We start from the raw sequence: 9,993 nt of genomic DNA on the forward strand, positions 1-9,993 counted from the left end.
ATTCAGCCAATGGGCTCATTGTTTGAGCAAAGCCTCTTGTTATTTTATGATTCCATCATTCTTCGTTTCATGGAGAAAAAAGGAATGGATTCAGACAAAATGTACGGACGTCACGCGAATCTGGAGTAGGTATATCAGATCGATCAAGTTCTTGGTAACACCTATCAAAAGATTCGACTTTTGACTTGAAATTTCTTAAAACTCTCATATTCAGAAAAGGATGCCTTTAAAGACAATACTTAATTGACTTTAAAGCATCTTTTTTTGTTTTTTTCATTGTTTGTATATTTGCCACCCGAAAAATGTATGAAATAGCATTTATAATTACGCGTTTAGCCGTATATTTCCTCATTAGAAAAGTTGCTTGACATCGAGCCTCTACTGATATGATCATCTGCAAAGAACTGCGTCTTATGGGTTTTGCAGGCCGGTCAGCTATATACCGGTCTCTCCATATCAAGCTGTGATTATGCAAGATTTTATGTATATTGTTAAATGCCAAACACTACATTTTTTACATACCCTAAACATTGATTACCCCTTTAATGTCGGCTCTTTATATATAAACATGTGTGTTGAGAAATATTAAAAATAGAAATGAACGGCTCAATTATCTATAAAAAATGAAGAACTGTCTTTTTTAAATACTCATTTGGAAGAGATCGCGATATAGGACGCATTAGTTAGAGGAAACAGAATAGAAGCTAATAAAAAAGTGAACATGGTAGATTAGGAATAGAGTGGAGGTAATAAAGCACTTTATGTAGACATAATGGAATGAGTTTCTAAGCAGAATACGCTTGGCTTATAATGCCTACTTATACAATTTTTTTATACTTGGCACTGTATAGAAGAACCCTTTCTACACAAATAAACCGATTCTTTTTTTTTACTTTTGAGAACCAGTTGGTCGGTCACTTTGATAATTTGGGTTTGTTAAAATCAATTTTATCCGTCCTAACTTTTTATACATTTAATATTCATTAAAGCCATTTTATTTTGTGTAAATTACGATGCCGTTTTCCCAGGCTTTTGTAAATTCTTTACCGTACATTCTCATTGCATCTGTGATAGATGTAATTACTTTATTCATTTAAGTAATCTCCTTCCTAATTGGTATGTCTTAATTATCATATCTTTGTAGCTTTTTGGCAAAGTCAATGAAAACGGCAACATAACCCGTGTAAACGATAACAATGGGTATGAAAACGAAACCATCTCTGTTTTTCTCAATATTTCATTACTTTTCTCGTTTTTTCTTTAGTTTTCATATTTTTCAATTTTTATCGAATCAATTTCAAAAATGACTTATCTTAAAAATGCTTTTAGGTTCTAGAAAACATTCAACTTTCTTTCTCTTAATCAGGAAGTGTTCCGTCAAAATGACACGATATCACTAATACGCAGCCCGGAATTGATGCTAAAGATAAAAGGAGAGTAATCCTGAATTGACGTTCAGATCTGTTTCGGATCCCAAATAAGCTCCCCACTGTTTGACCCTGCTTGGCTGCCATGTGAAAATTCCCTTTGAATAAACAGTAAAGAACCGATCAGCGAAAGTGAACGGTTCAAATTGATTATTCTCTTGAATTGACAAACTTATTATCTTTGCTCAAATTAGTATAATTTTCAAACAATTTAAAGGAGCGTAATTCCTGCTTTTTAGTATCATTCCGTATTTAACTTCATCCCATCCTCCATGCCTATGTATTGAATTTTCTTTGTACGCAATAAAAAGAACAGATTTTCACTTCCGTTCATGGTATAGGCCCCACCTACGCCAGATACCTTGACAGCCACGCGTGCCATCCTACCCCGTACTACATTTTTTATTGCGACTTTGTTTTTATACCCTACACCAACAAAATGTAAACGCTTACTTAAAATTTCATACTAAAATATTTTTATGAGAATAGCCCGTACCCGTTTGATATAAGCTTTTCTCATTCCCGTATTGGGGAATTGTGGAGAAGATCTGCTTAATCTTGATTAGCAGCCCATCCCACCTACTTAATATTCAGGGACTAACCACTCAATATAACGACGAATGAAGTTTCCTTCGTCCATAAAGTAAATGGTACTTATATTATTTATTTACCCCATCTTAACAAGATAAAACCTTTTTTCAAAAAAAACATCCTAATCTTTTTAATAACGTACTATCCGAAAGAATTCTCCTTCCTCAAGCGTGTGAAGGGCGATAGCCCAACGGTAGGTGGGAGATGAATTTCGGTTTGGCGTAGCCAAAAAGCACTTGATTTTGCTTTTTATTTTTTTGTCCTGGTATAATCAGTCTTATAAACAATAAAGGTTGGTATATCAATGAAATTAGATAGTAATAATCATTCAGTGTTCTTGCTGTATTATCACCTTGTATTAGTTGTGAAATACAGAAGAAAAGTATTTGATGATACCATATCTGACTATGCAAAAGATATGTTTGTAAGACTTTCAGAAAGCTACAATATAACGTTAGTCGAATGGAATCACGATGCTGACCATGTACATATCTTGTTCAAGGCACATCCCAATACAGAAATGACAAAGTTTATTAATGCGTATAAAAGTGCGAGTTCTCGATTAATAAAGAGAGACTTTTCACAAGTGAAAAAGAAACTTTGGAAAGAAATGTTTTGGTCAAGAAGTTTTTGTTTGATAACTACTGGTGGTTCGCCAATAGAAGTAGTAAAGAAATATATTGAAAATCAAGGTGAAAAGTGAGGTGAAATGATATGGCTAAGCATAATAAAGCATATAAATTCCGTTTGTACCCAACAGAAGAACAGGCATATCTTATGCGCAAAACTTTTGGTTGTGTGCGATTTGTCTATAATAAAATGTTAGCTGAACGCAAAGAAATGTATGAGAAATACAAGGACAATAAGGAAGAACTGAAGAAACAAAAACTTCCTACTCCAGCAAAATACAAAGCAGAGTTCGAATGGCTGAAAGAAGTTGATTCGTTAGCTTTAGCAAACGCTCAACTAAACTTGCAAACGGCATACAAAAATTTCTTTAGCCGTCAAAATGATTTCCCTGCATTCAAATGTAAAAAGGATAGAAAATCGTACACAACAAATAGGGTCAATGGAAATATTATGTTGTTTAATGGTCATATCAAATTACCGAAACTTAAAATGGTTCGTATCAAACAACATAGAGAGATACCACAAGACCATATCATCAAGTCATGCACTATTTCTATGACACCAACTGGTAAGTACTATGTGTCTATCTTGACTGAATACGAAAAAGAAATCGTTCAAAAGGAAGTGGAAACTGTTGTTGGATTAGACTTTGCAATGGTTGAATTGTACGTTAGTAGTGAGGATGAGAAAGCCAATTATCCCCGTTTCTATCGTCAAATGTTAGACCAATTAGCAAAGGCACAACGAGTATTAGCAAGACGTGTGAAAGGTTCTCAACGTTGGAATAAACAACGGATTCATGTAGCTAAGTGGCATGAAAAGGTTGCAAATCTACGTAAGAACTTCCTTCACCACAAGTCTAAAGAATTAGCTACTAACTTTGATGTTGTAGCAATAGAAGACTTGAATATGAAGGGGATGTCTCAAGCACTTAACTTTGGTAAAAGTGTTGCTGATAATGGTTGGGGTATGTTCACAACCTTTTTAGCCTACAAACTACAAGAACAAGGAAAACAACTTGTGAAAATAGATAAGTGGTTTCCTTCTACAAAGACTTGTAGTAATTGTGGAAATACAAAGGATATCCCTATGTCTGAACGTACTTATGAGTGTTCTTGTGGACTAAAAATAGGTCGTGACCATAACTCGGCAATCAATATCAAAAATGAAGCAATACGCTTATTAGCGTTAGCATAAATAATACAAAAACCTTTGGAACAAGGGAGTTAGCTCGGCAGTCTTAGACTAATTCGTTAGCTATCAAAAGTAACGACTAACCGAGAAGCCCCTACTTCAATTAAGCTCGTAAGAGCTAATAAGTGGTGGGTAGTTCACAAAGGAAGAACGTCTTAAATCCAGTAAGTAGCTTTCATTACTGGATTTACAAAACCTGTATTTCTGTACTCCTGTATTTCTGTATAGCTGTATAATAATTTTTTTCATTATATTAATCATCGATGTATTTTTTCACGGCTGCTTCAACAACCTCAGTCATTGTTATCCCGTTTAAGGCTGCATATAATTTTAATTTTTTATGAAGCTCGATATCCAATTCGTAAGTTGCTTTTTTTTTCATTCCTGTATTTACAGTTTCCTGTGTTACTGTATTGCTGGATATGGCACTTAACACATCTTCTTTCTTTTTTGTGGTGGGTGTTTCCTCTTCGCTTAACAGTCCCGCAAATTTAGCCTTTTTCGACACGTTCAATCAACTCCTCCACAAAATGGGTGTATTCAGTTAATGCTTTTCGATCTGTTTTTGTTCGATCTGATATCCCTGTAATTGTAAATTCTTTTATTCTTGCTTGCCTTTTCACAACGCTGCTAAAAACAAGTTCTTCATAATCATCACGGACTTTTCTTAAAATAGATTGATCCAAAGAAGCACGTGAGTTTAATAAAACAGATAAAATTCCGGCTAATTTCAATTTTGGATTATACGCTTCTTTCACAAGCTGACATGTTTCTAAATAATCATCTAGAGCGTGAAATGCAAATGGATCGGTTTGGAGCATTGTGACAGTGTAATCGCTTGCCGTAAGCCCCAAAAGAGTTTGTTCAGCTAAGGCCGGTGGGAGATCAATCAAAATATAATCATATTCATTTTGAATGCTCTCAAGAGACAGTTTGAGCAAATGGAGACGCTGCTTTTCTTTGGATGAAGCCACGAGGCCAGGTATCTTTGAAGCATCATCGTTCGCTGCTATTACATGGAGAGTATCTGTAACTACAGTAATACAGTTATCTGTATTTACAGCTTTTAATACATCATAAATTGTTTTTTCAAAACTACTCTTCCTTTTACCTGTGAGCATTCTTGTTAAGTTTCCTTGACCATCAAGATCAACAGCAAGAACTCTCTTTGTCTTAGATAAAATAAACGCTGTAATAGCTGTTGTAGTCGTTTTACCAACGCCGCCTTTTTGCAATCCGAAAGAAATTAATATAGCCATGCGATCCCTCCTTTTAAATGTAAAACTGTAAATACAGTTTACTGTATAGCTATTTGTATTGCAAACTTATTGTCTATAGATTTGCTTTTCCTCTAACGCAAGTATTTTGGGTTTTGGTGTATCGTCCTGTTAGAAAAAATAGCGAAGTCTTTCAAGCAAATATCTATACGATGAGAAAAATTTGTTTGAGGGAGTTCTCTCACTTCTGTCTCAACGAGAACGGACATCAAATGTCTTCTACTAATCGGATTGCGTCTAACAGTGGCGTTCAGTGTTTCACGACTTTTTATGAATTTAACAAAATCAAGTTTTAGTAAATTGATTTTGTTTCTTGAAGAATCATGAATTTGAATTAGTTAGGTTTCTCACTTGTGCTAAGTGAGCAGAACACAAATGGTATGATTCACCCCTTACTTGTATTCTTATAGGTGTTATTCCACTTGGTAAGAAAATGATTAGCCATGAATGGAGAACAACAAATCGTTTTTATAATTAAAATTTCTTTTTCTTTATTTGGATAAATGCGAAATTTGTATGGGTTATCCAAAAGAATTGTTAAAATGTCTTGATGATTTAGGATGCGATCTTTTATATATCGAAGTTTTATCAGCAAGTAGGCGTTAGATTGAAGTGGTTTGTTATAAGAAAGTGAAATAATTTTTAATTTGTTCTTCACACGTCTCTTTTGTGTGTTTTACAATAACTTGTTTTATCTTGTTTTATCTTGTTTTATCTTGTTTTCGGAGGCTGAAAAGTCAGTAGTACCAAGGGTTCATCGATCTTAAGTATAACAAAAATGGTGCTAGCCATAACAAAAATGGTGCTAGCCATAACAAAAATGGTGCTAGCCATAACAAAAATGGTGCTATAACTATAACAAAAATGGTTTTAACTATAACAAATTTGGTTTGAAGATAACAAAAATGGTGCCAAGTATAACAAATTTGGTTCTTAGGGAAATCATAAAAAACTTTAACTATAACAAAAAACTCTTTTGTTATAGTTAAAGTTTTGTCATAATTAGATCCAGTGAAAGGAGAGGATCTTTGTTGCTTACTACTGCAACAGAAGTTATTGAACCGCATCCTAATAATCTTGTGACAAAATCTAATTTGCTTATTGAAGCGAATTATAAACTTGGTGTCGTGGAACAAAAAATCATCTTATGTTTGGCCAGTAATATCAGTCCTGCCGATTCGGATTTTAAAACCTATACCTTGCCTATCAAAGAATTTACTAATCTGTTAGGATTAAAAGGAACACCTAAATACACAGAATTAAGACAGATTACGAAAGAATTAATGCAAAAAGTATTTGAAGTACGAATTGATAGGAAAGTCATTCAAGTTTCTTGGTTAAGCTATGTTGCTTATAATGAGACTGAAGGAGCAATAGATATAAGGTTCGATCCCTTTTTGCGTCCGTATTTATTAGAATTAAAAAAGGAATTTACGAGCTATAAGCTTGAAAATATCATAAAATTGAAAAGTTCTTATTCGATTCGGATATATGAACTCTTAAAACAATATGAAAAGTTACAAGAAAGAACATTCCAGCTAACGAGTTTACGGAAAATGCTTGGAGCTGAAGAGATATATCCTGCCTACGGAAATTTTAAACAACGGGTACTAGTACCAGCGCAGAAAGAATTAAAGATGAAAACGGATATTTCCTTTGAAATTGAAGAAGTGAAAAAAGGACGTAAAGTTGAGAAAATCAAATTCCTTATATTTTCTACAAGGAACCATAAGTCCAAGCAATTGGATTTATTTCATGAAAATTTAGAAGAATTTAAGTTACCTAATTCTTTTTCTGAGACTGTAAAAAAGCTCGGATTAAACGTAGGAATACAACTAACAGATGAAATGATTAATTCTTGGGAGAAACATGGACAGGATACTGTGATTGATCTGTTAGAGAAAATGCAGTATAGAAGAGACATAGAAAATCCAGTTGGCTACATCATAAAAGTTTTAAACACGCCTGGTGCCAATGAGATAACATCAGAAAACGGGGATATTGTAGCTCATCTAGTTTCTGAATTCAGACAATCAAAAGAACACTTACCTGATTGGCTAGTGAAAAGGAAATCTATCGAAGAGATAAAAACGTGGATGACAATAGATCAAGAACAAGCCAATCAAAAATTTGAAGACATTAAAAATGAATTATATGAAATCCTTCAGATTGAGGAGCTAAAGAACAGCGAGCGTTCAGACGAGGAAATGGAAGAAGAAAAAAGGATACTTTTAAAGAGGATACATAGTTTGTAAAAGTAAATATAACGTTTTTGGTTATTTCATTTTTCTGTCTCGATAAATAAAGACGGTGCAATACGACAAACAAACATTGCAAATATGGCTTTATATATATATTGGTTTCATTGCCAATACTCTAATGAATATAGCTTTTTTGGTATGTAAAAACGGGGCTGTCTCTAGTCAATATTCACTGACTAGGGACGGCCCCGTTTATGTTTGTGATGATTAGATGGAATTCTTAGTAGTTATGCAGCTTATCTAATATTTTATGGATTGGTGCTGAGATCTAAATCTTCATAACATCCTCTATACAACTACATTTATCTCTTCCATTTCTAAGAAAGTAAATCAATATTTACAAGCTGTTTCTATTACTACAGACATCACTCCGTTTTAGAATATACAAAAGACTGATGATTTTTGATTATCTAGTGCAAGGACAAAAACAAAATGAGTATGCACACTAAGCGTTTAACTTATGTGAAGAATATAGATTGAGAAGTTGTTTGAAATGCATTGTATACCATTGAAAGGGCGATCGAATAGGCTTGCTAATTCAAGTACGAGAATGAATAATATAATTGATTCATGTGGAAATGTTACAGTTCAACATTTCTTTCCGTTTTTTACAATGCCTTATAAGTAGATTTAGCTATTCTACATATAGAATAATAAACCTTCAATTTATTCGGTTTATATAGATAATCGAAGATCATTCAAAATGAATATCCATTATTTTTGAAAATAAGAACGGAGGAATAAAATGTTGCCCTTAGAACGAAAGCAACAAATATTAACATGGTTAGAGGAAGAAGAGACGTTACGAATTTCGGAGATAAGTAAACGATTAGATGTGTCTGTTATGACGGTTTATCGCGACTTGAAGCCATTAATTGAAGAACAAAAAGTGTTAAAAACATCAAATGGCGTGACGTATACTCCAGAAAACACTGTTGTATCTAAAAATTGTTCGTATTGCAATAAGCCTTCAAACACGAGATTTTCCGTACAGCTTATTAAATCGAACAATCGAGTCGAACATACTTGTTGTGCTCATTGTGCGCTGCTTCGGTATCAAGATATAGAACAAAAGGTTTCCCAAATCATTTGTTATGACTTTTTAAAAGAGACAACGATCAGTGCCAAGATCGCGACTTTCTTATTTAATTCAGATCTACAACTTAATCACTGCCAGCCACAAGTGCTTATTTTTGAATCTATGAAGCAAGCAAAGCAATTTCAATTAGGATTTGGCGGCGACATATATCAATTCGAAGGAGCCGTTGATAAAGTGAACGAGGTCATGAAAGGCAAAGGTTGTAATAAATCTATTATTTAGAAAAACGATCTTTATCATCATAATCATTATGGACATGTTCAAGCCACTAGTAGGACTATTGATAAGTATTGTTCTCCTGCTGGACCGGAATGTTTTTGCAAAGATCAAACCAATACAAGAATGGCTAGGTTAGAAAATAGCAAACTATCGGTGGTGCCAATGAATTGAACGTTAAAATTACTTTAAAAGTCAGAATTGTTCCGTTTTTTACAATTAATGAAATAAAGACTCAGATAATATTTAGTTAAATCAACGGTTCCTTGCTAAATCAGTCAACAAAGGGTAGTTTTAAATAGGGGCTGGAGATTAACGATTCATTGGGGATTACTAAATTAGTTATGTGCATTAGGAGCTACAAATAGATAAAAGGGAGGATATTACATGAGCACTCAAGAAACATTGAAGCAAGTGGGTCATCCATTAGAGCCGCTTACAGCAGATGAAATTACGAAAGCGGTTGCAATTGCAAGAAAAGAACAAGGACTAACAGATGCAGCTCGTTTTGAGCAAGTTGGTTTGTATGAGCCTGAAAAATCAGTTGTATTAAATTTCAAAGAAGGAGATGCAGTTGTACGTGAAGCTTTCATGATCGTTTTAGATACGTCAGATAGCCAAACGTATGAAGGTGTTATCTCTCTTACTGATGAAAAAGTTGTTTCATGGACACATGTTCCAGGCGTTCAACCTTCATTCCTTTTTGAAGAATATTCTGAACTTGAAGCAACAGTGAAAAACCATCCTGACTTCCATAAAGCGCTTGCAAAACGTGGCATTACAGATCCAAGCCTAGTTATGGTTGATCCTTGGTCTGTTGGTAACTTCGGTATTCAAGAAGATGAAGGAAAACGTCTTGCAAAGGCACTTTGCTTCGTTAGAAAATTTGAAGGCGATAATGCGTATGCATATCCTCTTTCAGGTCTACTACCTGTCGTTGATTTAAGCACAATGGAAATTGTACGCATTGAGGATCACGGAGTAAGACCGATTGCGCCAACAGCTGCACCATATAAACCTGAGCAATCTGACGCTATCCAAGTACGGACAGATTTAAAACCATTAGAAATCACACAACCAGAAGGCCCTAGCTATGAAATTAACGGACATAACATTAAATGGCAAAAATGGGATATTCGAATTGGTTACACAGCACGCGAAGGTCTTGTTCTTAATACAGTAGATTATCATGATAAAGGGGTAAAACGCCCAATCCTATACCGTGCGGCTTTATCTGAAATGGTTGTTCCTTACGGAGATACAGATCCGGCTCATGACTGGCAATGTGCGTTTGATGC

Annotated in this window: 8 protein-coding genes and 1 pseudogene; 6 read left to right on the forward strand and 3 right to left on the reverse strand. The window is 34.4% G+C overall.

Annotated features, from left to right (window positions below; all coding sequences use genetic code 11):
• The 3 genes and pseudogenes from A3M5_RS26295 to A3M5_RS0121210 all read left to right on the forward strand — a co-directional run.
• Positions 1-129, forward strand: a pseudogene (locus A3M5_RS26295) (6-phospho-3-hexuloisomerase); the annotation flags it as partial.
• Between the two features lie 2,193 nt (positions 130-2,322).
• A complete protein-coding gene (gene tnpA / locus A3M5_RS0121205; RefSeq protein WP_018395764.1) occupies positions 2,323-2,721 on the forward strand; it encodes an IS200/IS605 family transposase in 399 nt (132 codons plus the stop codon).
• 11 nt (positions 2,722-2,732) lie between these two features.
• Complete coding sequence (locus A3M5_RS0121210; RefSeq protein ID WP_018395765.1) at positions 2,733-3,845, forward strand: RNA-guided endonuclease TnpB family protein; 1,113 nt, start codon at positions 2,733-2,735, stop codon at positions 3,843-3,845.
• Positions 3,846-4,095: 250 nt separating this feature from the next.
• On the opposite strand, the gene A3M5_RS0121215 is transcribed toward A3M5_RS0121210, so the two are convergent.
• From A3M5_RS0121215 to A3M5_RS26735, 3 genes are all read right to left on the reverse strand, one after another.
• Complete coding sequence (locus A3M5_RS0121215) at positions 4,096-4,350, reverse strand: hypothetical protein (RefSeq protein ID WP_018395766.1); 255 nt, start codon at positions 4,348-4,350, stop codon at positions 4,096-4,098.
• The gene (locus tag A3M5_RS0121220; RefSeq protein WP_018395767.1) at positions 4,334-5,101 is read right to left on the reverse strand and encodes a ParA family protein; all 768 of its coding nucleotides are present in this window, start codon (positions 5,099-5,101) and stop codon (positions 4,334-4,336) included. The genes A3M5_RS0121215 and A3M5_RS0121220 overlap by 17 nt, the downstream gene beginning before the upstream one ends.
• 403 nt (positions 5,102-5,504) lie before the next feature.
• Complete coding sequence (locus tag A3M5_RS26735; RefSeq protein WP_353643393.1) at positions 5,505-5,777, reverse strand: helix-turn-helix domain-containing protein; 273 nt, start codon at positions 5,775-5,777, stop codon at positions 5,505-5,507.
• 370 nt (positions 5,778-6,147) lie between these two features.
• Here A3M5_RS26735 and A3M5_RS0121225 point away from each other — a divergent pair, with 370 nt between their 5' ends.
• The 3 genes from A3M5_RS0121225 to A3M5_RS26300 form a co-directional block, all read left to right on the forward strand.
• Positions 6,148-7,374, forward strand: coding sequence for a replication initiation protein (locus tag A3M5_RS0121225; protein ID WP_018395768.1), 1,227 nt, complete (start codon positions 6,148-6,150; stop codon positions 7,372-7,374).
• A gap of 751 nt (positions 7,375-8,125) precedes the next feature.
• Complete coding sequence (locus A3M5_RS0121230) at positions 8,126-8,701, forward strand: DeoR family transcriptional regulator (RefSeq protein ID WP_018395769.1); 576 nt, start codon at positions 8,126-8,128, stop codon at positions 8,699-8,701.
• Positions 8,702-9,082: 381 nt separating this feature from the next.
• On the forward strand, positions 9,083-9,993 hold a 911-nt coding region (locus A3M5_RS26300; RefSeq protein ID WP_034299883.1), incomplete at its 3' end, for a copper amine oxidase.

This window comes from Bacillus sp. 37MA (assembly GCF_000372765.1).
Lineage (GTDB): Bacteria > Bacillota > Bacilli > Bacillales > Domibacillaceae > Domibacillus > Domibacillus aminovorans.

Coding starts and splice junctions, on each gene's coding strand:
- A3M5_RS0121230 (WP_018395769.1), top strand. CDS start 8,126: ATGTTGCCCTTAGAACGAAAGCAACAAATATTAACATGGTTAGAGGAA.
- tnpA (WP_018395764.1), top strand. CDS start 2,323: ATGAAATTAGATAGTAATAATCATTCAGTGTTCTTGCTGTATTATCAC.
- A3M5_RS0121220 (WP_018395767.1), bottom strand. CDS start 5,101: ATGGCTATATTAATTTCTTTCGGATTGCAAAAAGGCGGCGTTGGTAAA.
- A3M5_RS0121210 (WP_018395765.1), top strand. CDS start 2,733: ATGGCTAAGCATAATAAAGCATATAAATTCCGTTTGTACCCAACAGAA.